The 26631-nt window shown below is 62.0% G+C and carries 21 protein-coding genes; 16 read left to right on the forward strand and 5 right to left on the reverse strand.

Features of this window, described 5'->3' with window-relative positions; genetic code table 11:
• Window positions 1-194: 194 nt before the first annotated feature.
• Window positions 195-1103: an MHFG family PEP-CTERM protein gene (locus IGS61_RS11485; RefSeq protein ID WP_230539705.1), complete on the forward strand. Its 909-nt coding sequence runs from the start codon at window positions 195-197 to the stop codon at window positions 1101-1103.
• Between the two features lie 9 nt (window positions 1104-1112).
• Here the strand turns inward: IGS61_RS11485 and rmuC are convergent, their stop codons facing one another.
• Complete coding sequence (gene rmuC / locus IGS61_RS11490) at window positions 1113-2480, reverse strand: DNA recombination protein RmuC (RefSeq protein WP_230539706.1); 1368 nt, start codon at window positions 2478-2480, stop codon at window positions 1113-1115.
• A gap of 4 nt (window positions 2481-2484) precedes the next feature.
• Window positions 2485-2880: a group II truncated hemoglobin gene (locus tag IGS61_RS11495; protein ID WP_034785429.1), complete on the reverse strand. Its 396-nt coding sequence runs from the start codon at window positions 2878-2880 to the stop codon at window positions 2485-2487.
• 132 nt (window positions 2881-3012) lie between these two features.
• Here IGS61_RS11495 and IGS61_RS11500 point away from each other — a divergent pair, with 132 nt between their 5' ends.
• The 3 genes from IGS61_RS11500 to IGS61_RS11510 are packed head-to-tail and all read left to right on the forward strand — an operon-like array spanning window position 3013 to window position 5166.
• The gene (locus IGS61_RS11500; RefSeq protein WP_230539707.1) at window positions 3013-4281 is read left to right on the forward strand and encodes an MFS transporter; all 1269 of its coding nucleotides are present in this window, start codon (window positions 3013-3015) and stop codon (window positions 4279-4281) included.
• Between the two features lie 12 nt (window positions 4282-4293).
• A complete protein-coding gene (locus IGS61_RS11505; protein WP_230539708.1) occupies window positions 4294-4641 on the forward strand; it encodes a GIY-YIG nuclease family protein in 348 nt (115 codons plus the stop codon).
• A 60-nt stretch (window positions 4642-4701) separates the two neighbouring features.
• Complete coding sequence (locus IGS61_RS11510; RefSeq protein WP_230539709.1) at window positions 4702-5166, forward strand: MarR family winged helix-turn-helix transcriptional regulator; 465 nt, start codon at window positions 4702-4704, stop codon at window positions 5164-5166.
• Between the two features lie 10 nt (window positions 5167-5176).
• Here the strand turns inward: IGS61_RS11510 and cqsA are convergent, their stop codons facing one another.
• A complete protein-coding gene (gene cqsA, locus IGS61_RS11515; protein WP_230539710.1) occupies window positions 5177-6424 on the reverse strand; it encodes an alpha-hydroxyketone-type quorum-sensing autoinducer synthase in 1248 nt (415 codons plus the stop codon).
• A gap of 197 nt (window positions 6425-6621) precedes the next feature.
• Between cqsA and IGS61_RS11520 the strand changes: the two genes are divergently transcribed.
• Together IGS61_RS11520 and IGS61_RS11525 are read left to right on the forward strand one after the other, a co-directional pair.
• A complete protein-coding gene (locus IGS61_RS11520; RefSeq protein ID WP_230539711.1) occupies window positions 6622-7878 on the forward strand; it encodes a sensor histidine kinase in 1257 nt (418 codons plus the stop codon).
• Between the two features lie 11 nt (window positions 7879-7889).
• Window positions 7890-8897, forward strand: a complete 1008-nt coding sequence (locus tag IGS61_RS11525) for a response regulator (protein WP_230539712.1) — start codon at window positions 7890-7892, stop codon at window positions 8895-8897.
• 12 nt (window positions 8898-8909) lie between these two features.
• On the opposite strand, the gene IGS61_RS11530 is transcribed toward IGS61_RS11525, so the two are convergent.
• Window positions 8910-11441, reverse strand: a complete 2532-nt coding sequence (locus tag IGS61_RS11530) for an ABC transporter permease (protein ID WP_230539713.1) — start codon at window positions 11439-11441, stop codon at window positions 8910-8912.
• Between the two features lie 23 nt (window positions 11442-11464).
• Complete coding sequence (locus IGS61_RS11535) at window positions 11465-12496, reverse strand: adenosine deaminase (protein WP_230539714.1); 1032 nt, start codon at window positions 12494-12496, stop codon at window positions 11465-11467.
• A gap of 554 nt (window positions 12497-13050) precedes the next feature.
• Between IGS61_RS11535 and IGS61_RS11540 the strand changes: the two genes are divergently transcribed.
• From IGS61_RS11540 to ileS, 10 genes are all read left to right on the forward strand, one after another.
• Window positions 13051-14973: a PrkA family serine protein kinase gene (locus IGS61_RS11540; RefSeq protein ID WP_034785249.1), complete on the forward strand. Its 1923-nt coding sequence runs from the start codon at window positions 13051-13053 to the stop codon at window positions 14971-14973.
• 69 nt (window positions 14974-15042) lie between these two features.
• On the forward strand, window positions 15043-16311 hold the full coding sequence (locus IGS61_RS11545; RefSeq protein WP_230539715.1) for a YeaH/YhbH family protein: 1269 nt from the start codon (window positions 15043-15045) through the stop codon (window positions 16309-16311).
• Window positions 16311-17912 carry a SpoVR family protein gene (locus tag IGS61_RS11550; protein WP_230539980.1) on the forward strand — a complete coding sequence of 534 codons (1602 nt, stop codon included), beginning with the start codon at window positions 16311-16313 and terminating at the stop codon, window positions 17910-17912. The genes IGS61_RS11545 and IGS61_RS11550 overlap by 1 nt, the downstream gene beginning before the upstream one ends.
• A gap of 539 nt (window positions 17913-18451) precedes the next feature.
• Entirely contained in the window at window positions 18452-19108 is a 657-nt protein-coding gene (locus IGS61_RS11555; protein ID WP_077407913.1) for an energy transducer TonB, read from the forward strand.
• 86 nt (window positions 19109-19194) lie between these two features.
• The gene (locus IGS61_RS11560) at window positions 19195-20124 is read left to right on the forward strand and encodes a MotA/TolQ/ExbB proton channel family protein (protein WP_230539716.1); all 930 of its coding nucleotides are present in this window, start codon (window positions 19195-19197) and stop codon (window positions 20122-20124) included.
• A 3-nt stretch (window positions 20125-20127) separates the two neighbouring features.
• A complete protein-coding gene (locus IGS61_RS11565; protein ID WP_230539717.1) occupies window positions 20128-20556 on the forward strand; it encodes an ExbD/TolR family protein in 429 nt (142 codons plus the stop codon).
• A 105-nt stretch (window positions 20557-20661) separates the two neighbouring features.
• Window positions 20662-21093: an ExbD/TolR family protein gene (locus IGS61_RS11570; RefSeq protein ID WP_170840419.1), complete on the forward strand. Its 432-nt coding sequence runs from the start codon at window positions 20662-20664 to the stop codon at window positions 21091-21093.
• A gap of 78 nt (window positions 21094-21171) precedes the next feature.
• On the forward strand, window positions 21172-22383 hold the full coding sequence (locus IGS61_RS11575; protein ID WP_230539718.1) for a hypothetical protein: 1212 nt from the start codon (window positions 21172-21174) through the stop codon (window positions 22381-22383).
• A gap of 284 nt (window positions 22384-22667) precedes the next feature.
• Window positions 22668-23639 carry a bifunctional riboflavin kinase/FAD synthetase gene (locus IGS61_RS11580; RefSeq protein WP_230539719.1) on the forward strand — a complete coding sequence of 324 codons (972 nt, stop codon included), beginning with the start codon at window positions 22668-22670 and terminating at the stop codon, window positions 23637-23639.
• A gap of 67 nt (window positions 23640-23706) precedes the next feature.
• Window positions 23707-26607, forward strand: coding sequence for an isoleucine--tRNA ligase (gene ileS, locus IGS61_RS11585; RefSeq protein WP_230539720.1), 2901 nt, complete (start codon window positions 23707-23709; stop codon window positions 26605-26607).
• Window positions 26608-26631: the final 24 nt, after the last annotated feature.

The raw sequence follows: 26631 nt of genomic DNA on the forward strand, positions 1-26631 counted from the left end.
AATCAATTTGCCTGCGCGGCAACTACCCCGCTATCGAGATAAAAATATTAATCATTTCTTTAAATAACATATAAATAAACACAACACTAATTGTAATATTTTATTTATTTGTTGATACTACAGTTTCTTCGGTGATAACATTCGAACTCATATAAAAATTCAATTTTGATATTGTTTTCACGAGGAAACTAATAATGAGACACCGTTCATGGATCGCGGGCGCTGGCATGCTGGGAGCGGCTTGCCTGCTTGGCATGTTGTCCCTGGCGCCGCTGCCCGCCTATGCCAAAGGGGCCCCACGGGCCGACGTGCTGGAACATTGCAGCTGGAACCGCCCGGGCGCCGACCCGTTCATGGGAGATGTCGTGGCCGCAGTGGACAGGTACCCGGACATCGCGCCGCAGGTGCGCGAAGCATTGAAGGCGCGCATGCGCGCGCGCCAGTACGATGAAATCGTCGTCATCAGCCGCGACGCCATCCGCGGCGAGGGCAATTACGATGCCCGCATCAGCGACATGCATTTCGGGCCGGGCCGCGTCTGCCGCAATGTCACGCGCGCAGGCTGGAGCGAGCAGATGCAGGAAAGGGGGCTCGTGTACTGCGTGCAGGGTGCCTGCATCCTCGTGCCCACCGTGTGCCGCAATGTCAGCCGCATCACGCAGGCGGCGGCCGGGCCGCGCGCTGCTGGCACGGCGCCGGGCGGGGCCACGCCGGGCGGTACTGCGCCAGTGGCCGCAGCGCCACCGCCGGCGGGCGTGCCCGTCATCGAACACCCCGCCGGTGCGCATGGCGGCTCGTTCACGGGCGTGCCGCCGGCCGTGGTGGCCAGCGTGCCCGTGCTGGTCTTCGACATCGTGCGCACGGGCGGCGACACGCTGCTGCCGTCGGGCATCGGCGAGGGGCGCAACGGCGGCGGACCGCCACCGCGCGGCAGCAGCATCATCGAGTCCTATGTTCCCCCCGTCATCCGGCCCTCGCTGCCGCCCACCGACCTGTCCGTCCTGCCGGCCGTGCCGGAACCGCAAACGTGGGCCATGCTGCTGGCGGGACTGGCGCTGATCGCTTACAGCGCGCTGCGCCGACATACTGCACGGCCGGCCTGAGGCGGCGCGCTACTCGCCGTCGCCGTCCGCCTTACCCAGCAGCAAGGCGGCCGCTTCGCCCGGCAAGGCTTCCACGGATTTCAATTTGCGCGCCATCTGCCGGCTGCGCAGTTCCGCGCTTTCGATATTCTTCGCCGCTTTTTCCAGGGTCAGCCGGGTTTGCGACAGCACGTCGCCGAACTTGCCGAATTCCGTCTTGACGGCGCCCAGCACCTGCCACACTTCGGACGAGCGCTTTTCCAGCGCCAGGGTGCGGAAACCCATCTGCAGGCTGTTGAGCAAGGCAGTCAAAGTGGAGGGCCCGGCGATGCTGACCCGGTGCACGCGCTGCAATTCGTCGGCCAGGCCCGGCCGGCGCAGCACTTCCGCATACAGGCCTTCCGTGGGCAAAAACAAAATGGCGAAATCCGTCGTCAGCGGCGGCGCCAGGTATTTGTCCGCGATGGTCTTTGCCTCGCCCCGCACGGCCCGTTCCAGCTCGCGTCCGGCCTGGGCCACGCCGTCGGCATCGGCCCGCTCGGCCGCCTCGACCAGGCGCTCATACTGTTCCTTGGGGAACTTCGCGTCGATCGGCATCCACACGGGCGGCCCGCCATCGGAGAGACCCGGCAGTTTCAGGGCGAATTCCACGCGCGCGCCGCTGCCCGGCACCGTTTCCACGTTCTTCGCGTACTGATCGACAGTGAGTACCTGCTCCAGCAGCATTTCCAGCTGCACCTCGCCCCACGTTCCCCGCGTCTTGACGTTGGTGAGCACCCGCTTCAGGTCGCCCACGCCCAGCGCCAGCTGCTGCATCTCGCCGAGGCCCTGGTGGACTTTTTCCAGCCGCTCCGACACTTGCTGGAACGAGGCACTGAGCCGCGTTTCCAGCGTCGCGTGCAGTTTCTCGTCGACCGTCTTGCGCATCTCTTCCAGGCGCGCGCCATTGTCGGCCTGCAAGTCGCGGATCTTGTTTTCCAGGGTGGCGCGCACTTCCAGCATGCGCTGCGCATTCGATTCCGTCAGCTGGGACAAGGTTTGATTCGTGCTGTCGGCGAAGCGCGCCAGGCTTTGCGCCTGCTCCTCGCGCCCCACTTTCCCCTGCGCCTGCATCTGCGTGCGCAGGCTGTCGAGCTGCTGCAGGGTTGCCGCCTGGAATTGCGCCAGGCCGGCCGCCAGGTCTTGCCGCGTGGCTTGCGCCGACGCCTGCAATTGCAGCCGCACTTCGCGCTCGACCCGGTCGATGCGTTCCAGGCTTTGCTGCTGGTGCTGCTGCACCAGGGCCAGCGTGGTGGCGCCATCGCCGGCCGCGCCACGCGGGCGCAGCAGCAGCAAGATCAATAAAACGATGGCGGCGATGGCGGCGCCCAGCAGGCTGTAGAACTCGATTGGGCTCATGGGATCAGTCAGGTTTGTTGCGCATCCAGTCGGCCGTCTGATAGAACGATTCCATCAGGCGCACGCGCAAGGATTCTTCGATGCCCGTGTCTTCCATGGCCCAGGCCATGGCGCGCAGCCACTGGTCGCGCTCGCTGGTGCCGATGGCGTAGGGCAAATGACGGGCGCGCAGGCGCGGGTGGCCGAATTTCTCGATATACAAGTCCGGGCCGCCCATCCAGCCCGTCAGGAAGAAATACAGCTTGTCGCGCGAGCCATCCGTCGAGGGAGGATGCATGACGCGGATGCCGGCGAACTCGGCTTCGAGCTCCATCAGATCATAAAAACGGTCGACCATTTCGCGCAGCACGGGGGCGCCGCCGATGGTCTCGTACAGGGTGGGGGCAGTGGTATCAGTCATGGCCGCCATGATAACGCAAGCGCTGGCGGCCCACGCGGCGCCGGCCAGATCTGCCTCAATAAATGGCAATATACTTGACTGATCAAGCTTTTATCAACTACTATGCAATTTTAAAACAGGGACAAGACGAACATGCCAACCGCTACAGACACCGATTTGCTGCGCAATACCAACTTCCGCTGGCTGCTGGGCGGCGGCCTCGTTTCCATGCTGGGCGACCAGTTCAGCATGCTGGCCCTGCCCTGGCTCGTGCTGAGCCTGACGGGCGATAGCCTCAGCCTGGGTATCGCCGTGGCCCTGATGGGCGCCCCGCGCGCCGTGCTGATTTTGCTGGGCGGCACCATCGCCGACCGCCATTCGCCCCGGCGCGTCATGCTGATCAGCAAATATGCGAATGCCGCCATCCTGCTGGCGCTGGCGGTACTGCTGTGGCTGGACCAGGCCAGCCTGGTGCTCGCGTATGCGGCCGCGCTGGCGCTGGGCATCGCCTCCGCCTTCGCCATTCCGGCCGGCACGGCCATCCTGCCGCAAGCCGTGCCGCCGCAAACGCTGCAAAAAGCCAACGGCTTGCAGATGGGCACACGCCAGTTGTCCCTGCTGGCCGGCCCCCTGCTGGCGGCGCTCGTGCTGGGCGCCCGCGATGGCGGGCAGCACACCCCCATGGCGGCGCTGGCCGCCGCGTTTGCCATCGATGCGCTGACGTTTGTGTTTTCCGCCTGGACCTTGCGCCAAGTCAAGCTGCGGCCGCTGGCAGCGGCAGCCGCAACGCAGGGCATGTGGCGCGACATGGCGGCGGGCCTGGCCATGGTGTGGCGCGACCTTCCCCTGCGCAGCTGTTATGCCTACTGGGCGGTGGTGGCCTTCTTCGTCATGGGCCCGCTGCAAGTGGCCTTGCCTGTGCTGGCCAGCGAACGCCTGCACGGCGCCGCGGCGCTGGGCCTGCTGATGGGTGCGCATGGCGCGGGCACCCTGGCCGGCATGCTGGCGTCCGGCCTGGGCGGCACCTGGCTGCGCCGCCATTTCGGCGCCACCCTGCTGCTCGCCGACGCCGTCGTGGCTTGCCTGCTGATGGCGCTGGGACAAATCAGCACGGCCTGGCACGGCGCGGCCCTGCTGGCCATGACAGGGTTGCTGGGCGGCTATGTGCAGGTGGCCATCTTTACGTGGATACAGCGGCGCGTGGCGCCCGCCATGCTGGGCCGGGCGATGGCGCTGTTCATGGGCATCTTCCTGGGCCTGGCTCCGCTGTCGGCGGCGGCCACGGGCGCGCTGCTGCGCCACCTGAGCGTGGGCGAGCTGTTCTGCGGCGGCGGCGCCCTGCTGCTGGCCGCCGCCGTGGCTGCCGCCCTGTGGACGGACATCCCCCGCATCGCCGGCACCCCTTCGATATCTTCACCTTGAGAAAGTTCTACCATGGATAAAACACGACAAACGGCCCTGAAAGCGGCTTACCGGCAACAAGCGCCCGCGCTGGGCATCATCGCGCTGCAGCACCTGCCCAGCGGGCGCACCCTGCTCGAACGCAGCCGCAACGCGCCTGGCGCGCTGAACCGCCACCGCTTCGAACTCGCGCTGGGCACGCACCGCAACGCCCGCCTGCAGGCGGACTGGCGGCGCGACGGCGAAGCGGCCTTCCGCTTTGATCTGCTCGACGCCGTCACGGTGCCCGACGATCCCGCCTTCGATGCGGACGCCGAGCTCGACACCCTGCTGGCACTGCACCTGGAACAACTGCAGGAGCGGGGCCAGGCCCTGTATTGAGCCGCCATGCTTTACACTTGCGCACTCAAGCACTTCGCAGCCAATTGAAAGGACGTCATGATGGATCACCCTCTCCCGCCGCCGGACGGCGCCGTCGCGCTGGACTTCTGCCTGCGCCTGGCGCGCGCCCAGGCCGTGCTGGTACGCCGCTTCGACAGCATCCTCGGCAACCTGCATGGCCTCAGTTTCAGCGATTACCAATTGCTGTACCACCTGCAGCGGGCGCCCGGCGGCCGCCTGCGCCGCATCGACCTGGCCGAACGCCTGGCGCTGACGGCGTCCGGCATCACGCGCTCGCTGCTGCCGCTGGAAAAGATCGGCCTGGTGGCGCGCCAGGCCGATGCGCGCGATGCCCGCGTCGGCTATGCCGTCATCACCGAGGCGGGGCAAGCCCTGCTGATCCACGCCGATGCGACGGCGCAGGCGCTGGGCCAGGAATTGCTGGGCAGCGCCAGCGCGGAGCAGCTGGCCCCGCTGTCCCAGTTGCTGGCCAGCATAGCCGGCAGCCAGCCCGGCAACGGCTGACGCGCTCCCCTTACACCAGCGCCAGCCTGCGCAGGCGCCGCGTGGATGGCCACTGCTCCACGCCCGTTTCGGCGCGGACGGCGGCGCAGCCCGCCAGCACCCGCTCGATGGCCGCCGCGTCGAGCCCCGCATTGAGCGTCAGGCGCACGAGGGCGCGGTTCTTCGCCGTGGCCGGCGCGCAAAACATGGCGCCGAAAATACCTTGCCGTTCCAGCGCCTGGCGCAGGGCCAGGGTGGCCGGTTCGCCGCCCGCCTCCAGCGCCACGATCTGCTCCGTGCCGTCGCTGACGTTGTAGCCGAGCTCGCGCAAGCCTTCGCGCACCTGCAGCGTGTGGCGCCGCAAGGCGGCGCGGCGCCCATCGGCGGCCATGATGAAATCGAGCGCCGCCCCCAGCCAGGCCAGTTCATGCGCCAGCAGGCAGGAACTGAAGATGGCGGGGCGCGATTCGGACAAGAAATATCCCTTGAAGCGGCTGGAACAGCTGATGAAGCCGGCGCGCCCGGCAAACGCCTTGGCCAGCGAAGCCGTGCGGAAATGCACGCGGTGTCCCAGCCCCCATTCCTCCACCAGGCCGGCGCCCTGCGGGCCATGCGTGCCCAGCGAGTGCGACTCGTCGACCACCACCACGCAATCGCTGCGCTCGGCGATGTCCAGCAATTCCAGCAGCGGCGCCAGGCTGCCGTTGGTGCTGTACAGGGCATCGACGACGATCACGCCGCGGCCATGCTTTTCCACCTGCCGCCGCAAATGCGTCATGTCGTTGTGCAAAAAGGCGACGGCCTGGGCCTGGGCCGACAGCACGCCTTCCCACAGCGACGCATGGGCCTGCATATCGAGGTAGACGGGAATGCCGGGGCCGGCGATACACTGCAGCAAGCCGACGTTGGCCGCCATGCCGGACTGCGCCAGGATGCCATCCTCGCAGCCCATGTAGCGGGCCAGCCGGCTTTCCAGCCGGTGCTGCTCGCTGCCTTCCTGCAAGTACACGGCCGACATCAGCATGCCGCCCGCGTTCGCCTGCAGGGATGCCACCTGGGCCGCCACCAGCGCCGGCTCGGCCGCGATGGACAGGTAATCATTACCCGCCAGAAAGATGGCATCGGCCGGCGTGGGCTGCCATGCATGCGGATGCTGGCCGCCCAGCAATTGTTCGATGCGCGTGACGTGATGCGCATCCATGCGCCGCACGATGTAATCGGGCAGGCAGTGTTCGGCGCGGACAAACGACGGGGTGTGCAGGCTGGTCATCATGGTCATGAGTTTTCTCCTAGGGAAATGTTTGTTGCAAATTAAAACCTTGACCGTGTTGCCAACCCGTCCATTGACGTATATCAATGTCCAGTCAGATAGTCGTTCAACCAGGAAAAATTACGCGATGATGACGTTCTGGAAAGCATCAAGGCAGAGTCATGACGCAGCAATGGCAAGGACGATGGACATACTGGCGGCAACGCATGCGCCAGACACTGCTCCATTCGCTGCTGCATGAGCGCGCACCGCATGAGCACCTGGCCACCCGGGTTGCCATGCTGGCCGCCGTGGGCACGGTGGCCATGCCGCTGTACTACCTGCTGTGGCAGTTTTTTTTCCCGCAAGCCTATGAAAACCTGACCCTGCGCCTGACGGGCGTGGGCATCTGCCTGGCGGGCCTGTTCGCGCGCCGCTTTTCGGCCCGCTGGCTGTCGCGCTACCTGCTGTTCGCCCTCAGCTACATCCTGCCGTTCTTCTTTACCTTCATGTTCCTGATGAACCATGCGTCGTCCATCTGGAGCGAATCGCTGCTGATCGGCCTGGTGGTGCTGTTTCATTTCGAGACAAGACTGGCGTGCCGCGCCTACCTGATCGGCACGGGCGCCGCCTGCCTGGCCGTCATCGTGCAGGGCGAAGGCGGCTTCCTGCTGCAGCCCACGGTGCTGCAGCAGCTGCCCGTGCACTGGTTCACCATCGCCGCGCTCTCCGTCGTGAAAGTGGGCGGCAAGGTGCTGGAACAGGAGCGCCTGTCGGGTCTGGCCGCCGGGCTCGGTTCCGTGGCGCACGAGCTGCGCACGCCGCTGACCAGCGTGGAGGCGAACGTGCGCGGCATGCGCCGCCTGCTGCCGCAACTGGCCGGCGAGACCGAGGCCATGCCGCCCCTGCAGGAGGCGCTGTCGCGCATCCAGTTCGAGGTGCGCCACATGCAGCACATGATCGACCTGTTCCTCCTCAGCGCCAGCGCCGTCAACCGCAACCTGGAACCGAGCCAGGTGCTGTCGATGCTGGACATGGTGCATTCCGTGCTCAAGCGCTATCCGTTTACCGGCAACAAGCAGCGCGCCAGCGTCACGCTGGACGTGCGCGCCGACTTCCAGTTCGCGGGACAGGACGAACTGTGCGTGGTGATCCTGCTCAACCTGCTGAGAAATGCGCTGAAAGCCGTGCAGCGGGCCGGCAAGGGCCGCGTGCGCATCATCATCGACGGCGCCCGCCCTGTGCCCCGCCTGCTGGTCATCGACACGGGCTGCGGCATCGCGAAAAACCGCCTGCCGCTGATCTTCGAGCGTTTTTATTCGTATCCCGTGCACAACGGCAGCGGCATCGGCCTGGCCCTGTGCCGGCAGATCGCCCACGCCTGGCAGGCGCGCATCCGCTGCGTCTCGCGCGAGCATGCGTATGCGATCTTCATCCTGGAATTTCCCCAGCCCGTGCCTGCCCGCTTCCAACCCATTTCCTAGCAAGGTGACGCATGCAACTGCCCGTCTACACCCATCCGACCCTCACTGTGCTGATCGATGACAGCGATTCCTTTCTGAAAAGCATGGCTTTCCAGCTCGATCCCGCGCTGGCGCGCAAGACCTTCCACGACACGAGCACGGCACTGCGCTGGCTGCAGCAAACGCACCAGCGCGTCGCCATGCCCCTGCATGTGAATTTCGACCTGCACAGCACGGCGCCCAACGACTGCAATGTCGCCATCGACATCGAGCGCATCTGGCGCATCAGCGGCCAGGCCCAGCGCTTTGCCGTGCCGTCCGTGCTGGTGGTCGATTATTCGATGCCGCAGATGAACGGGCTGGAATTCTGCCAGGCCGTGCGCGACTTGCCGTGCAAGAAGATTCTATTTACGGGGGCGGCCGATGAAAAGATGGCCGTGACGGCGTTCAACCGGGGCTTGATCGACCGCTACATCAAGAAGAGCGACGACGATGCGCTCGACATCCTGGAACAGGAAATCGTCAGCCTGCAGCGCGAATTTTTCCTGCAGCAGTCGGACACCGTGCGCGACTTGCTGTTGCTGCATGACTATAGTTTCCTGCAAGACGAGGCGCTGGCCGCCGTGGTGCACGAGCTGTGCCAGCGCCATGGCTTTGTCGAGTTTTACATCTTCCCCAATCCCAGCGGCATCCTGTTTTTCACGCGCGACGGCCACGCCAGGCTGATGATCATCGAGACGGAACGCAGCCTGCACACGCAGTATGAAATGGCGCGCGACAGCGACGCGCCCGAATCCTTGCTGCTGGCCCTGCTGGAAATGCGCGTGATTCCCTACTTTTCCGACGCCGACAGCGATGGCATGTACGCGGCGCACATCGGAGAAAACTGGTTCCGCTACTGCGCCGCGCCCACCATCTGCCTGGGCCGCGTGACGTACTTCTGGGCCCTGTTCGACGTGCCGGCGCACCAGCTGGGCCAGCCGATTCTGTCCTACGCGCAATTTTTACGCGCGCAGGCGGGCGACAGCGTGGGCGCTTAGTTAGTTGGCAAACTAGCTTTCCCGCAAGGTTTGCAGCGGCGGATGCTTCAAGACATTGCGCAAGCCCAGCCAGCCGCCGGCGATCGCGCACAGGGCGCCGGCCAGCAGACCGAAGGCCCACACGCCCGGCGCGAAGCTCCAGGCGAACTTGAACTGGTACGTGGCCAGCGCCCAGCCCATGGCGGCCGCGCCCGATGCGGCCAGCAAGCCGGCCAGGGCGCCGACGAGCGAAAACTCGATCAGCTGCGCCTGCGCCAGCTGGCGCCGCGTGGCGCCCAGGGCGCGCAGCAGGCCCGCTTCGCGCGTGCGCTCGTCCTGCGAACCCATCAGCGCCGCATACAGCACCAGCAAGCCCGAGGCCAAAGTGAAGGCAAACAGGAATTCGACGGCCGTCACCACCTGGTCCAGCACGCCCTGGATCTGTTTCAATACGCCGCCCACGTCAACCACCGTCAAATTCGGATAGTCGCGCAGCAAGGCGTTGCCCAGGTCCGCCTGCGCGGGAGGCAGGTGGAACGCCGTGATCCACGTCTGCGGCGTGTCCGCCATGGCGGCCGGATTGATGATGACAAAGAAATTGACGCGCATCGAGCCCCATTCCAGCTTGCGCAAGCTGGTAATGGCCGCTTCGACGGGCTGGCCGGCGATGTCGAAGCGCAGCTTGTCGCCGAGCTTGAGTTTGAGCGTCCTGGCGATGCCCTCTTCCACCGACGCTTCGGCCGGCGCGCCAGGCTTGTCGCTGAACCACTTGCCCGCCACCAGCTTGTTTTCTTCCTGCATGGTCGCCATCGTCGACAGATTGAATTCGCGGTCGGCCAGGCCCTTGGCGCGGTCATCCTCGTAGGTGGCGTCCGTGATGGCGTTGCCGTTCACGGCCACCAGCCGGCCCCGTATCATCGGATACAAGGGCGCATTGGCCACGCCCGCCTGGGCCAGGCGCGCGGCGATCGGGTCTTTCTGCTCGGGCAGGATATTGATCATGAAGCGGTTCGGCGCATCGGGCGGCGTGGCATTGCGCCAGGCCACCATCAAGTCGCCGCGCACCACCGTCAGCAGCAGCAAGGCCATCAGGCCCAGGGCCAGCGACACCACCTGGATGACGGTGGCGCCCGGACGGCGCTGCAAGGACGTGACGGCGAAGCGCCAGCCCTGGTGATTGAAGGCGCCGCGCAAGGTTTTCAGCGAGCGGATGCCCAGCCAGCCGGCCAGGGCGAACAGGCCGAAGCCGCCGAGGAAGCCGGCCGCCGTCAGCAGCGCCAGTTTCACGTCGCCCGCCTGCCACAGCAGCAGCACGACGAAGGCGGCGATGCCGAGGCCATACGTGGCCAGGGCCAGCGCCTGCGGCGGCTCCTGCTCGCGGCGGATCACCCGGTTATGGGGAACATTGCGCAACTGCAAAATCGGCGGCAGGGCAAAACCCAGCAACAGCAGCATGCCGGTGGCCACGCCCTGCAGCGCGGGCAGCAGGGACACGGGCGGCAAATCGCTCTGCACCAGCTTGCCCAACAGTTCCAGCAGCACCAGGTGGCCGCCGAAGCCCACCATCACGCCGATCACGCTGCCCGCCAGGCCCACCAGCAGGAATTCGATCACGTACATGGCAGTGACCTGGTTTTGCGTCAGGCCCAGGCAGCGCAGCATGGCGCAGGCATCGAGGTGGCGCAGCATGAAGCGGCGCGCCGCCATGGCCACGGCGACGGCCGCCAGCATGGCCGACAGCAGGCCGACGAGCGACAGGAAACGGTCGGCGCGGTCCAGCGTCGATTGCATCTGCGGGCTGCCCGATTCCAGCGATTCGATGCGCACGCCTTTTATCGACTGCGCCTTGATCTGGCTTTCCAGCCAGGCTTGATATTGCGCAAGCTCGGCCGCCTTGGCGGGCGGCGCCGACAGCAGCAGCCGGTATGACACGCGCGAGCCGTTCTGCACCAGCGCCGTGGCGGCCAGGTCACTCAAGGGCAGCATCACGCGGGGGGCGAAATTGAGGAAGGACGCGCCCCGGTCCGGTTCGCTGGCGATCAGTTGCGTGACCGTAAATGCCTTGTCGCCCAGGATCAGCGTGTCGCCCAGCTTCGCGTTCAGGCTGGACAGGATCGCCGCATCGACCCACACGGTGCCCGGTGCGGGCACCTGGTCCGTCGGCTGGCCCACGGCATCCTGCGCTTCGCTCGCTTTGGTGGTGATTTTCAGCTTGCCCCGCTGCGGGTAGCCGGGCGAGACGGCCTTGATGGACGCCAGCTGCGAGGTCGATTGCTCGCCCTCGCCCGCCTGCGCCATGCTGGGGAACGTCACCGTGTCGGCCAGGATAAAGCCGCGCTTCTGCGCTTCGGCGCGCCAGGCCGCGTTGACGGGCTGGTCGGCGTTGATGACGAGGTCGGCCCCCAGCAGCTGGTGCGCGTCGCGGTTCAGGCCCGCGCGCAAACGGTCGACGAAGAAGCCGACGGCCGACAGGGCCGCCACGGCCACGATCAGCGCGACGAGCAGGAAACGCAGTTGCCCGGCGCGCCAGTCGCGCCCGGTCATTTTGAGGGAGAGGCGGAGCATGGGCGGCGGGTCTTTATAGTCAGTTATTGCGCGGCGCCGTGGGCGGCGGCATGCTGGGCGAAATACGCATCGACGGTGGCAAGAAACGCGTCTTTCTGTGCCTGCGGCAGGAAGGCGGCGATGAAACCGTTACGCGCCAGGCGTTGCGCGTGGGACAGGCCCAGCGGCAAGGCGTCGAAGATGGCGTCGAAGTTATCGTTCATGTAGCCGCCGAAGTAGGCGGGATCGTCCGAGTTCACCGTCACCAGCAGGCCCGCGTCGAGCAGTTGCACCAGGTTATGGTCATGCATCTGGTCGAACACGCGCAGCTTGGTGTTCGACAGGGGGCAGACGGTCAGCGCGACCTGTTCGCGCGCCAGGCGGGCCGTCAGCTCCGCGTCTTCCAGGCAGCGCACGCCATGGTCGATGCGTTCGACTTTCAAGTCGTCGAGCGCCGTGCGGATGTAGGCCGGCGGGCCTTCCTCGCCCGCGTGGGCCACCAGGTGCAGGCCCAGCTCGCGGCAACGGGCAAACACGCGCGAGAATTTCTCGGGCGGGTTGCCCACTTCCGACGAATCGAGGCCGATGCCGATGAACTTGTCGCGGTGCGGCAGCGCGTCTTCCAGGGTCTCGAATGCCTCTTCCTCGCTCAGGTGGCGCAGGAAGCACAGGATCAGGGCCGCGCTGACGGGGCTGTCCTGGCAGGCGCGGTGGATGCCGTTGATCACGTCGGCCATGGCCACGCCGCGCGCCGTGTGCGTTTGCGGGTCGAAGAAGATTTCCGTGTGCAAGACGTTATCGGCTTCGGCGCGGCGCAGGTAGGCTTGCGTCATGTCATAGAAATCCTGCTCTTTCAAGAGCACGCTTGCGCCAGCGTAATAAATGTCGAGAAAAGACTGCAAATCTGTAAAAGCATAGGCGCTGCGCAAGTGTTCCACCGATTCATAGCCCAAAGGCACGCCATTGCGCTCTGCCAGTGCGAAAATCAGTTCTGGCTCCAGCGAGCCCTCGATATGGATATGCAGTTCGGCTTTGGGCATGCCGCGGACGATCGCGCGCAATTGGGGGTGCATCATGGGTGTTCCTTATAGGGTGAAGATAACAATGCTGGCTCGCGCACGCGCACGCGCGGCGCGCGGGGCCATCGGACATGCAGGCATCTTAGCGCAAGATGGCCAGCCGCACCGGCGCCCGGCCGCCATGGCCCGCACCGGCACGCACTGGCGAATTGTCGTATGATGGTTTAAAAGGTACAAAAAAGTTCATTGAAATGGATGAAAAATTTGATGTTTTATCCAATTAAATCAACAATTTACAAACAAGTATTAAGGATATGCTGACATATCTTTTGACTTCCTGATCCTTTAGAGCAATAATAAATTTCATGGGGTAATGGTAGGTGCAACAAGCGCTATCAACAGTGAAAAAAAGCCGGCTGGCCACGTCAGCACACGGCATCAAGCGCCAGTTTTTTGGTCCGGGCAATCCGGACTCGCAAAGACAGCCGGGCTTGAAACAACAATAAAAATCGGTACGGGGTACAGGAAAAGTTCAGACGGCAAGCCCAGGCGAGTGCCAGGCGGGCGGCCATGGTGACTGGCAGTTCAGGTTTACATTAAAGGACATTGACATGACCATTTTTGATAACTATGCAGCACGCTACGAGCGCACCCGCGAAGAGGAAATGTCGCTCACCGAGTACCTGGCCCTGTGCAAGAAGGACAAGCTGACGTATGCCAGCGCGCCCGAACGCATGCTGGCCGCCATCGGCGAGCCGCAGCTGGTCGACACGCGCAACGACACGCGCCTGTCGCGCATCTTCGCCAACAAGATCATCAAGATCTACCCCGCCTTCCGCGAGTTCTACGGCACCGAGGAAGTCATCGAGCAAGTCGTCTCGTATTTCCGCCACGCGGCGCAAGGCCTGGAAGAACGCAAGCAGATTCTGTACTTGCTGGGGCCTGTGGGCGGCGGCAAGTCGTCGATCGCGGAAAAACTCAAGTCGCTGATGGAACACGTGCCCTTCTATTGCCTGAAAGGCTCGCCCGTCAACGAATCTCCGCTGGGCCTGTTCAACGAGGAAGAGGACGGCACCATCCTGGAAGAGGATTACGGCATCCCGCGCCGCTACCTGCGCAACATCCCCAGCCCGTGGGCCGTCAAGCGCCTGCATGAATACAATGGCGATATCAACCAGTTCCGCGTCGTCAAGCGCTATCCGTCCGTGCTGAAACAGATCGCCATCTCGAAAACGGAGCCGGGCGACGAAAACAACCAGGATATTTCCTCGCTGGTAGGCAAGGTCGACATCCGCAAGCTGGAAGACTATGCGCAGGACGACCCGGACGCCTACAGCTATTCGGGCGGCCTGTGCCTGGCCAACCAGGGCCTGATGGAATTCGTGGAAATGTTCAAGGCGCCCATCAAGGTGCTGCATCCGCTGCTGACGGCCACGCAGGAAGGCAATTACAAGGGCACGGAAGGCTTCGGCGCGATACCGTTCGACGGCATCATCCTGGCCCACTCGAACGAGTCGGAATGGAAGACCTTCAAGAACAACCGCAACAACGAGGCGTTTCTTGACCGTATCTATATAGTCAAGGTGCCGTACTGCCTGCGCGTCTCCGATGAAATCAAGATCTACGACAAGCTGGTCGCCAATTCCTCGCTGGTGAAAGCCCCGTGCGCGCCCGGCACCCTGCGCATGATGGCGCAGTTCGCCATCCTGTCGCGCCTGAAAGACCCGGAAAACTCCAGCATTTTCTCGAAGATGCTCGTCTACGATGGCGAAAACCTCAAGGATACGGACCCGAAAGCCAAGTCCATGCACGAATACGTCGATTACGCGGGCGTGGACGAGGGCATGAACGGGCTGTCGACGCGCTTTGCCTTCAAGATCCTGTCTAAAGTGTTCAACTTTGACAATTCCGAAGTGGCCGCCAATCCCGTGCACTTATTATATGTACTGGAACAGCAGGTCGAGCGCGAGCAGTTCGCGCCGGAACTCGAGCAGCGCTACTTCTCATATATCAAAGAGCACCTGGCGCAGCGCTATGTGGAATTCATCGGCAAAGAGATCCAGACGGCTTACCTGGAAAGCTATTCGGAATACGGCCAGAACATTTTTGATCGCTACGTGACGTTTGCCGATTTCTGGATACAGGACCAGGAATACCGCGATCCGGACACGGGCGAAAGTTTTGATCGCGAATCGCTGAACAATGAGCTGGAAAAGATCGAGAAGCCGGCGGGCATTTCCAATCCGAAAGACTTCCGCAATGAAATCGTGAACTTCGGGCTGCGCGCGCGGGCGTCGAACGGCGGCAAGAATCCCGCCTGGACCAGCTACGAAAAGTTCCGTACCGTGATTGAAAAGAAAATGTTCTCGAATACGGAGGAATTGCTGCCCGTGATTTCCTTCAATGCCAAGGCCAGCGCCGACGATGCCAACAAGCACGCCGACTTCGTGGCACGCATGGTGGAAAAAGGCTATACGGCCAAGCAGGTACGCCTGTTATGCGAATGGTACTTGCGCGTACGCAAGTCATCGTAGCGCGGACAGCGGGCGCGCCCCGCCCGGAGACTGGCGGGGCGCGCAAGACGAGAAGCAAGGAGGCACCCTTTGACATACCTCATCGACAGGCGCTTGCAAAGCAAGAATAAATCCGCCGTCAACCGCGAGCGTTTCCTGCGGCGTTACAAGGGCCAGATCAAGGATGCCGTGGGGCGCGCCATCAAGGGGCGCTCGATCACGGACGTCGAGAATGGCGAAAAGGTCAGCATCCCCGTCAAGGACGTGGGCGAGCCGTCGTTCGGCCACGCGCATGGCGGCGTATGGGAAGTGGTCAATCCCGGCAACAAGGAATACCTGAAGGGCGACCAGATCGCCCGGCCGAAAGGCGGCGGCGGCAGCGGGCGGGGCAAGGCGGGCAACAGCGACGAGACGACGGAAGACGATTTCATCTTCGAATTGTCGCGCGAAGAATTCATGAATTATTTCTTCGAGGACCTGGAATTGCCGCACATGGTGAAAACCCAGCTGACGGCCACCACGGAATTCAAGAACCAGCGCGCCGGCTACAATATGTCGGGCACGCCGTCGAACATCCACGTGCTGCGCTCCCTGCGCGGCGCACTGGGGCGGCGCATCGCCGTGGGCGGCGGCGCCCGCAAGCAGCTGGCGCAGGCCGAGGAAGACCTGGCCGAACTGCTGCACGAAGGCGCGCCCGACAGCGACCCGCTGGTCACGGAGCTGCGCCGCCTGATCCACCACCTGCACACGCGCTTGCTGGCGATACCGTTCATCGACCCGTTCGACTTGCGCTACAGCAACCGCATCAAGGTACCCAAGCCGATGACGCAAGCCGTGATGTTCTGCATCATGGACGTCTCCGGCTCCATGGACGAGTCGCGCAAGGACACGGCCAAGCGCTTCTTCATCCTGTTATATCTGTTCCTCAAGCGCGTCTACGACAAGATCGAGGTGGTCTTCATCCGCCACCATACGGCGGCGGCGGAAGTCAACGAGCACGATTTCTTCAATTCGCGCGAGTCGGGCGGCACCGTGGTGTCGTCGGCCTTGCACTTGCTCAACACGATTATTGACGAACGCTATGGCGCCGGGCAGTGGAACAGCTATGTGGCGCAGGCATCCGACGGCGACAACTGGGACAACGATTCCGTGCTGTGCCGCCAGCTCCTAATTAATACCATCATGCCCAAGGTGCAGTACTACACCTATGTCGAGATCACGGACGGCCCGCAGCAAAACCTGTGGGAGCAATATGCGGGCGTGCTCGACCATCACGCCCATTTCGCCATGCAAAAGATCGTCACGCCGGCCGATATCTACCCGGTCTTCCGCGAACTGTTCAAGAAACAGGTGAAATGATGAGTGCAGCCTTTGACCGCGCCAGCAATACCCCGGGCGAACCGTTCGTGCGCCTGCGCCACCCGAACGCCTTGCCCGAGCAGTCGGAATGGACGTTCGAACTGATCGAGCAAATCCACGAGGAAATCCGCCGCGTGGCGAAACAGTTCGGCCTCGACACCTATCCGAACCAGCTGGAAATCATCACGGCCGAACAGATGATGGATGCCTACACTTCCGTCGGCATGCCCGTCTCGTACAACCATTGGTCGTTCGGCAAGCATTTTCTGTCTACCGAGAAAAGCTACAAGCGGGGCCAGATGGGCCTGGCCTACGAGATCGTCATCAACTCGAATCCGTGCATCGCCTATTTAATGGAGGAAAACAGCCTGACCATGCAGTCGCTGGTGATCGCGCATGCGGCCTACGGGCATAACTCCTTTTTTAAAGGCAATTACCTGTTCCGCGCCTGGACGGATGCGGACGCCATCATCGACTACATGGTGTTTGCCAAGAATTACATCGCCGAATGCGAGCAGCGCCATGGCGTCGATGCCGTGGAACTGCTGCTCGACTCGTGCCACGCCATCCAGAACTATGGCGTGGACCGCTACAAGCGGCCGGCGAAACTGTCGATGGCGAAGGAATATGCGCGCCAGAAAGAGCGCGAAGCCTATGTGCAGTCGCAGATCAACCAGCTGTGGCGCACCCTGCCCCGGCGCGACGAGGATGAAGACGAGGACGACCAGCGCAAGGCCGCGCCCCGCTTTCCGCCCGAACCCGAGGAAAACCTGCTGTACTTTATCGAGAAGTACGCGCCGCTGCTGGAACCGTGGCAGCGCGAGATGGTGCGCATCGTGCGCAAGATTTCCCAGTATTTCTATCCGCAGCGGCAAACCCAGGTCATGAACGAGGGTTGGGCCACTTTCTGGCACTACACGATATTGAACCAGTTATATGATGAAGGCGTGGTGGGCGACGGCTTCATGATGGAATTTCTCAAAAGCCATACCAACGTCGTCTACCAGCCCCCCATCGACAGTCCGTACTACAGCGGCATCAATCCGTATGCGCTGGGTTTCGCCATGATGAGCGACATCCGCCGCATCTGCGAGCATCCGACGGACGAAGACCGCGCCTGGTTCCCCGACATGGCCGGCAGCGACTGGCGCAAGAGCCTGGACTTCGCCATGCGCAATTTCAAGGATGAAAGCTTTATCGCCCAGTACCTGTCGCCGCGGCTGATCCGCGAATTCCATTTCTTTGCCGTGCTCGACGACGACAAGAATGAAAAGCTGGCCATTTCCGCCATCCACGACGATGCCGGCTACCGCTACGTGCGCCAGCAGCTGGCCGAACAGTACAACCTGGGCAACCGCGAGCCGAACATCCAGGTGTGGTCCGTGAATACGCGCGACGACCGCGCCCTGACCCTGCGCCACACGCAATTCCAGCGCCGCCCGCTGAACCAGCAGGCGGCCGAGGTGCTCAAGCACGTGGCGCGGCTGTGGGGCTTCGATGTGCACCTCGATACGGTCGACCCGCAGGGCGCCGTTCTGGGCACCCTGAATTGCCGGCGCGAGAAGCGCAACCGGCGCGACGACCCCGTTGTCCGGCCATGAAATGATTTGTTGATAATAATCAATGGCAAGAATATAAGCGTTTCCTATGCCTACATAGGAATTCAGTATGGCCTGACGGCGTCAAATGGGCCGCCGGGAGCGCCTTTTTTGACCTGGGTGAAGTTCATTGCGCACCTGTCTGGTGCGCGCGGATGGCTAAGTGGTCTGGTTCCGAGCCAAAACATTTCCAAAAAGAAAGATTTTTCTCCAAATTTAGCAGTTTCCATATTGGATATCACGAAATATAATTCCGCCAGATCGGCACATCGGAGAACTTAGCAGCGGTCGCCCAAAACGGCTGTAAAAAACCGATAAGACCGCCTTTTTTTCTGTCCGAAAGCGTGCAAAGATGACATAAGCAAGTACGTTTTCAGGGCGCAAAAGCGCCAAAAATTTAACCGGTTTTAGGCGTTAAAAATCTGTGTAAAATAAAGAATTCGTATGTATAATTCGGCGACGTCCCGGATACGGCTGGAGCTTTGTGTCGTCATTTTGGGGTTCAGTTGCAAGACAAGAGATGGTATTTGGAGAAAGCAGGCATGAATTTTTCGAACGAGAAAAGTCCCAAGAACTACACAGGCATCACTATCGTTGTCCTGCTGCACGTTCTCGCGGCTTACGGGATCGTGACGGGCTTGGGCAAGCGGTTGGTCACCAAAATGATGGAACCGGTTGAAACCAAGATTATCGAGGAAGTCAAACCGCCTCCACCGAAGGATCTTCCACCGCCACCACCGCCGCCAGAAATGAAGGCGCCACCGCCGCCATTCATTCCGCCAGTCGAGGTGAACGTGCAGCAGCCGCCACCACAGCAGAACGTGATTGCAAATGCGACTGCCGTGAAGCCAGCATCGAATGTATTGGCACCGCCAACGCCGCCTGCACAGCCTGCGCCAACTCCTGGACCAGCCAAATCGGTGCGTACGCCGGCCGTGGTTGACTTCAGCGTCTGCGAAAAACCGGCTTATCCAAAGTCGTCGCAGCGTAACGAGGAAACCGGTGTGGTGACACTGTCGTTCCTGATCGGTGTAGACGGCAAGGTCGCTGATTCGAAGATCGTGAAGTCCAGCGGCTTCAGGGACCTGGACAAAGCCGCGGTGCAAGGTATCAGCCGCTGTACATTTAAGCCGGCAACAGTTGACGGCAAGCCGGAACAAGGCTGGCAGCAAATGCAATACGTTTGGTCGCTGGATTAAAACCCGAGACAGTTATCCCCTGTCTCACACTATGATTTCGTTGTCATTACGTTCAGCGATCTGTTATTTTTAATTTTGGAGGAAGCATGTTTAAGAATACCCGTTTGTCCGCATTTTTTGCCGCGGTTCTGTTGTCCGTTACCGCTACTACCGCTCTGGTAGCAGCTCCGGCATTCGCTGACGCGCCAGCATCGGCTGCCGCTTCGGCTCCTGCGGCAGACGCTGCACCAGCACCAGTTGCTGCAGATGCAGCCGCTCCAGCAGCAGACGCAGCAGCTCCAGCCGCTGATGCAGCCGCTCCAGCCAAAACCGAAGAAGTCCACAACCCGTTCGGCCTGCAAGCAGTGTGGGACGGCGGCTTCGTGCCACGCGCCACCCTGATCATCATGGTCATCATGTCGATCGGTACCTGGTACATCATCATCACCAAGCTGATCGATCAAATGAAGATCTTCAAGCAAGCTAAAGAAGCCGCTGCCAAATTCTGGAAAGCACCTTCGATCGCTGCTGGTTCGGCAACCCTGGAAGAAGGTTCGCCATTCCGCTTCATCGCTGAATCGGGCACCAAGGCAACGGCTCACCATGACGGCGCCCTGCTGGAACAAATCGATCTGTCGACCTGGGTGACGATGTCGATCCAGCGCGCTTCGGACAAAGTCCAATCGCGTCTGCAAGATGGCCTGTCGTTCCTGGCAACCGTTGGTTCGACCGCACCGTTTATCGGTCTGTTCGGTACCGTTTGGGGTATCTACAACGCACTGACCGCTATCGGCATGACCGGTAACGCATCGATCGACAAAGTGGCAGGTCCAGTTGGTGAAGCACTGATCATGACCGCTTTCGGTCTGCTGGTCGCTGTTCCTGCCGTTCTGGGTTACAACTGGCTGGTTCGTCGTAACAAAACCGCAATGGAAGACATCCGCTCGTTCAGCGCCGACGTTCACTCGGTTCTGGTTTCCGGCGTAATGTCCACCAGCGAAGCTGGCCGTGCTGCCGGCGCTAAAAAGATCGGATAAGTCATGTCGATGTCCGTCGGCTCCGACAGCGGAGAACAAGATCAGGTAATGTCAGAAATCAACACGACGCCGCTTGTCGACATCATGTTGGTTTTGCTGATCATTTTCTTGATCACCAGTCCGGTTGTCCTCAAGCTGCAGAAAATCGATCTGCCGATCGAGGCCAACCAAGCCCTTCAAACCAAGCCGCAAAACGTTAACATCGTTGTTAACAAGGATGGCGAGATTTACCTGGGCCAGACCAGACTGAGAGACACGAACGAATTGTTCGATTATCTTAAAGTTGAAGCAGTGAAAGTACCGCAGCCGGAAGTACACGTTCGTGGCGACCAAGAAACACGCTACGAATCGATCGGCCGGGTTATTTACACGACCCAACGTGCCGGGATCCAGAAGGTCGGCTTCATCACCGAACCACCTGACAAGGGCTGATAGCGACTGACAGCGGCGTCCCGGCAACATGGGGGCGCCACTGAAGGAAGCTTGCCGGGCGGCAGTTTCGCCCGGTGCTTCGTTGGACTTCTTAAAGGAAACACTATGAGTATGAATGTCGGTTCGGGAAGCGCAGCAGGCGCGGATCCGGAACCAATGATGGAACTGAACATGACGCCCCTCATCGACGTGATGCTGGTGCTGATTATCATGTTGATCATCACGATTCCTAAGCAAAACCACTCGGTGAACCTGAACATGCCGGTCGGCACCCCGCCGCCACCGACAACCGAACCAGTGGTCGTCACGATCGATGTCGATTTTGATGGCACTATCTTGTGGGACAATCAGGTCGTACCTGATCGTAATACGCTGGAAGCCAAGCTGAGCAACGTTGCTGCGCAAGCAGATCAGCCGGAAGTGCATCTGCGTCCTAACAAGCTGGTGGAATACAAAGTCGTCGCCGGTGTGATGGCGTCGGCGCAGCGTCTGGGCGTGACTAAAATCGGTCTGGTCGGCAACGAGCAATTCCAGTAAGCTGCAGCAATCAGGTTCTCTTTACATCCGAATAGGCAGGACTTCCTGCCTATTCGCTTTTTACTGAAAGACTTTCTCATGTCCAAGTTTCGTCTCGCTCATCTCGGCCTCGTCATGGCCGCTATCGGTTTTACCGCAGCAACTCCCGTAATCGGCCTGGGCTCGCTGGCATACGCCGCGGACACCGTGCGCGCCGAAGTGGGCAAGCCATTGCAAGAAGCGCAAAAACTCGCTGGCAGCGGCAAGAACAAGGAAGCGCTGGCCAAACTGCGCGAAGCAGACAGCGTCGGTGGCAAGACTGCCTTTGAAAGCTACCAGATCGAACGCGTGCGCGCTTCGGCCGCCGCCGCCGCCGGCGACAACGGCACCGCCATCAAGGCTTTCGAAGCCGTCATCAATTCCGGCCGCCTGAGCGCCGCCGAAGCCCCGAAATTCACGCAAGCGCTGGCCGGCATGTACTACCGCGCCAAGGACTGGCCAAATACCATCACCTGGATCAAACGCTCGCTGAAAGACCGCGACGACGCGCAAATGCGCGAACTGCTGATCCAGACCTACTACGTCAGCGGCAACTACGCCGAAGCGGCCAAGGAACTGCAAGCGCGCGGCGGCAACTCGGAAGCGAGCCTGCAAATGCTGGCCAACATCCAGTTGAAGCAAAACGACAAGGCTGGCTACGTCGCCACCCTGGAAAAACTGGCCGGCAGCTATCCAAAGACCAGCTACTGGGCTGACCTGCTGAACCGCGTCTCGGGCAAACCAGGCTTCTCGCAACGCCTGGGCCTGGACGTCCAGCGCCTGCGCCTGGCCAACGGCCTGTTCACCAAGCCTTCCGAATACATGGAAATCAGCCAGCTGGCCCTGCAAGCAGGCAATCCTGGCGAAGCTTTGAGCATCATCGAGCAAGGCTACAAGAAAGGCGTGCTGGGCACCGGCACCGATGCGCCACGTCACCAGCGCCTGAAAGACCTGGCCCTGAAAACCCAGGCCGACCTGAAGGCCAACGCCGCCAAGTCGGAAGCGGAATACGTCAAGAACAAGGACGCCGACAGCTTGAGCAAGCTGGGCTTCGCCCTGGTGTACGACGGCCAGGCCGAAAAAGGCCTGGGCTTGATGAATGACGCGGTGAAACTGGGCACGGCCAAGTATGCGGAAGAAGCCAAGCTGCATCTGGGCATCGCCTACATTCACGCCGGCAAGAAATCCAATGCAACGACGGCACTCAAAGCCGTCAAGGGCACGGATGGCGCGGCTGACCTGGCCCGTTACTGGACGTTAATGAACAAGTAATTGACATCGAACCCAAGCTACTGCGCGTCGCGCTTTGCAGCCTGTGATGCTCACCGTACTACAGTACGGTTGCGCTTCTCGGCCACAAATCACTGCCGCTCGCTACGCTTGGGTTCGACGTTGAGAGTGCATTGAATCAATACTAAAGCGTTGCCAGCATACCCGCCGGCAACGCTTTTTATCATTTCAGCAGTGAAATTCGCCCTGTGCCCACCCTGCCGGGTGTGCATCCCTGAAACAGTCCGTATAATCCCCCTTTTGGCACAGTTTTTCATCAGATTCCCATGAAGGTATTCCGCGGACTTCCCAATGCCCAGGCTCGAGCGCCCTGCGCTCTGACCATCGGCAATTTTGACGGTGTCCACATCGGCCATCAAGCCTTGCTGGCGCGCGTGCGCGAAGCTGCCACAGAACTCGGCATTGAAGCGGCCGTGATGACGTTCGAACCGCATCCGCGCGAATTCTTCGCGCAGCGCGCGGGCGACCTGTCGAAAGCGCCACAGCGCATCGCCAACTTGCGCGACAAGCTGCAATCGCTGGACGACGCCGGCATCGACCGTGTCGTCGTCGAGCATTTCAGCGCCCAGTTCGCCGCCTTGACGCCGCAGGAATTCACGGAAAAAGTCCTCGTCGACGGCTTGCACGTGAAATGGCTGATGGTCGGCGACGACTTCTGCTATGGCGCCCGCCGCGCCGGCGACGTGGCCATGCTGCAGGAAGCGGGCCGTCAATATGGTTTCCATGTAGAAACATTGCCGACGGTAATGAACGGCAGCACGCGCATCTCCTCGTCGGCCGTGCGTCTGGCGCTGGCCGCCGGCGATTTCCCGCTGGCCACGCAGTTGCTGGGCCATCCGTACGCCATTTCCGGCCACGTGATCCACGGCCAGAAACTGGGCCGCACACTGGGTTTCCCCACCCTGAACCTGCGCGTGGCGCACCGCCCTGCCCTGTCCGGCATCTTCATCGTGCAAGTGCACGGCCTGGGGCCGCAACCGCTGCCTGCCGTGGCCAGCCTGGGCGTGCGCCCTACCGTCGACGACAGTGGCCGCGTCTTGCTGGAAGTGCATCTGTTTGATTTTAATCAATCCTGCTACGGCAAGCTGGTACGCGTGGAATTCCTGCAAAAGCTGCGCGACGAAGAAAAGTACGACGATTTGCCCACCCTGACGGCCGCCATCGAGCGCGACTCGAACCAGGCGCGTGCGTATTTCGCACTGCGCCGCAGCGCCATTACCGCCACCGACCGAATTTGATCCCGGCCAACTCCGCCGCCTGGCGGCATTTGCCGCCGCAAACTATTCAACACCATTAAAGAAGATTATGTCCGATCAAAACAAGCCAGCCACGCCCAAGCAGAACAAGAAGCCTGAAAGCAAATACCCGGTCAACATGACGGAAACCCCATTCCCGATGCGCGGCGACATGGCCAAGCGCGAGCCGCAATGGGTGCAGCAATGGCAAGACAAGAAGATTTACGAGCGCGTGCGCAAGGCTGCCGCCGGCCGTCCGAAATTCATCCTGCATGACGGCCCGCCGTATGCGAATGGCGACATCCACCTGGGCCACGCCGTCAACAAGATCCTGAAGGACATGGTCGTCAAGTCGCGCTCGCTGGCCGGCTTCGACGCGCCCTACGTGCCGGGCTGGGATTGCCACGGCATGCCGATCGAGATCCAGATCGAAAAACTGCACGGCAAGAACCTGCCGACGGCCGACGTGCTGGAAAAGGCCCGCGCCTACGCCAACGTGCAGGTCGAGCGCCAGAAGAAGGATTTTATTCGCCTGGGCGTGCTGGGCGAGTGGGACAACCCATATCTGACCATGGCGCACGGCAATGAAGCGGACGAATTGCGCGCGCTGGGCAAGCTGCTGGAAAAAGGCTATGTCTACCGCGGCCTGAAGCCCGTCAACTGGTGCTTCGATTGCCAGTCGGCGCTGGCCGAGGCGGAAGTGGAATACGCGGAAAAACGCGACCCGGCCATCGACGTCGGCTTCAAGTTCGCCGAGCCGGCCAAGCTGGCGGCCGCCTTCGGCCTGCCTGCCCTGCCGACCGATAACGGTTTCATCGTCATCTGGACCACCACGCCGTGGACCATCCCGTCGAACCAGGCGCTGAACGTGCACCCGGAAGTCAAATACGCGCTGGTGAAAGCCGAGCGCGATGGCCAGCCATTGCTGCTGATCCTGGCGCAAGACCTGGTCGTGGCCAGCCTGGCGCGCTTCAAGCTCGAAGGCACGACGATCGCCACCTGCGACGGCGCGGCCCTGGCCGGCATCAGCTTCCGCCACCCGCTGCATGCGGCCGACGCTTTCTACGACCGTTTGTCGCCCTTGTACCTGGCCGAATACGTGACCACGGAAAGCGGCACGGGCGTGGTGCACTCGGCGCCAGCCTACGGCCTGGACGACTTCATCTCGTGCAAGGCGCACGGCATGAAGGACGACGACATCATCAAACCCGTGATGGGCGACGGCAAGTTCGCCTCGACCCTGCCCCTGTTCGGCGGCATGACCATCTGGGAAGCGTCGAAACCGATCTGCAATGCCCTGAAAGAAGCGGGAGCCTTGTTCGAAGTCAAGATGTTCGACCACAGTTACATGCATTGTTGGCGTCATAAGACGCCGATCATCTACCGCGCCACGTCGCAATGGTTCGCCGGCATGGACGTGACGCCGAAGGACGGCGGCGCGACCCTGCGCGAGACGGCCTTGCAAGGCATCGCCGATACCGAGTTCTTCCCGGACTGGGGCCAGGCGCGCCTGCACGGCATGATCGCCAACCGTCCTGACTGGACCTTGTCACGCCAGCGCCAATGGGGCGTGCCGATGGCCTTCATCGTGCACAAGGAAACGGGCGACCTGCATCCGCGCACGCCGGAACTGCTGGAGCAGGTGGCCAAGCTGATCGAAAAGGACGGCATCGAGGCATGGCAGGCGCTGGATCTGAAGGACCTGATCGGCGACGAAGCGGCCATCTACGCCAAGAACAAGGACACGCTGGACGTGTGGTTCGATTCCGGCGCCACGCACCAGACGGTGCTGGGCGGCCCGCAGGCGCACGGCTCGCACTCGACGCAGCTGCAATTCCCGGCCGACCTGTACCTGGAAGGCTCGGACCAGCATCGCGGCTGGTTCCACTCGTCGCTGCTGGTGTCGTCGATGCTGAACGGCCGTCCGCCATATAAAGCCCTGCTGACGCACGGCTTCACGGTCGATGGCGAAGGCAAGAAGATGTCGAAGTCGCTGGGTAATACCCTGGCGCCGCAAAAGATCTCGGACACCCTGGGCGCGGACATCCTGCGCCTATGGATCGCTTCGACCGACTACACGGGCGAGCTGTCGATCTCCGACGAAATCCTGAAACGCGTGACGGAATCGTACCGCCGCATCCGCAACACCCTGCGCTTCCTGCTGGCGAACACCTCGGACTTCAATCCGGCCACGGACGCCGTGCCGGTGACGGAAATGTTCGAGATCGACCGCTATGCGCTGGCCAACATGGCATCGCTGCAAACGCAGATCGAGAACAACTATGCGCGCTACGAGTTCCACCCCGTCGTGTCGAAGCTGCAGACCTACTGCTCGGAAGACCTGGGCGGCTTCTACCTGGACATCCTGAAGGACCGTCTGTACACCTCGGGCTTGACGTCGCACGCGCGCCGCTCGGCGCAGACGGCCCTGTGGCACATCACGCAAAGCCTGCTGCGCCTGATGGCCCCGGCCCTGTCGTTCACGGCCGAAGAAGCGTGGGCAGTCTTTGCCGGCGCGGAGGCGTACGCCGCCAGCGATGAAACCATCTTCACGCAAACCTGGTGGCAGCTGCCGGCAGTGGCGGATGCGGCCGAGCTGCTGGAGAAATACACAGCCCTGCGCGCCGTGCGCACGGACGTCACCAAGCAGCTGGAAGACTTGCGCACCTCGGGCGCCATCGGTTCCTCGCTGCAAGCGGAGCTGACGATCAAGGCCGCGCCGATGAAGTACAAGCTGTTGACCACCCTGGGCGAGGACTTGAAGTTCGTCTTCATCACCTCGCAGGCAACGGTGGCCGAAGTGGCCGACGAAGCGGCCGAGGAAGTGGTCGTGGCCGCGTCGACGGCGCCGAAGTGCGAGCGCTGCTGGCACTACCGTGCGGACGTGGGCACGGACGCCGCGCATGCCACCCTGTGCGGCCGCTGCGTCAGCAATCTGTTTGGAAAAGGCGAAGTTCGCCGTTTCGCTTAGACTGTCACCCCGGGGCGCTGCCTG

Source organism: Janthinobacterium sp. FW305-129 (genome assembly GCF_020858115.1).
Classification (GTDB): domain Bacteria; phylum Pseudomonadota; class Gammaproteobacteria; order Burkholderiales; family Burkholderiaceae_D; genus Janthinobacterium.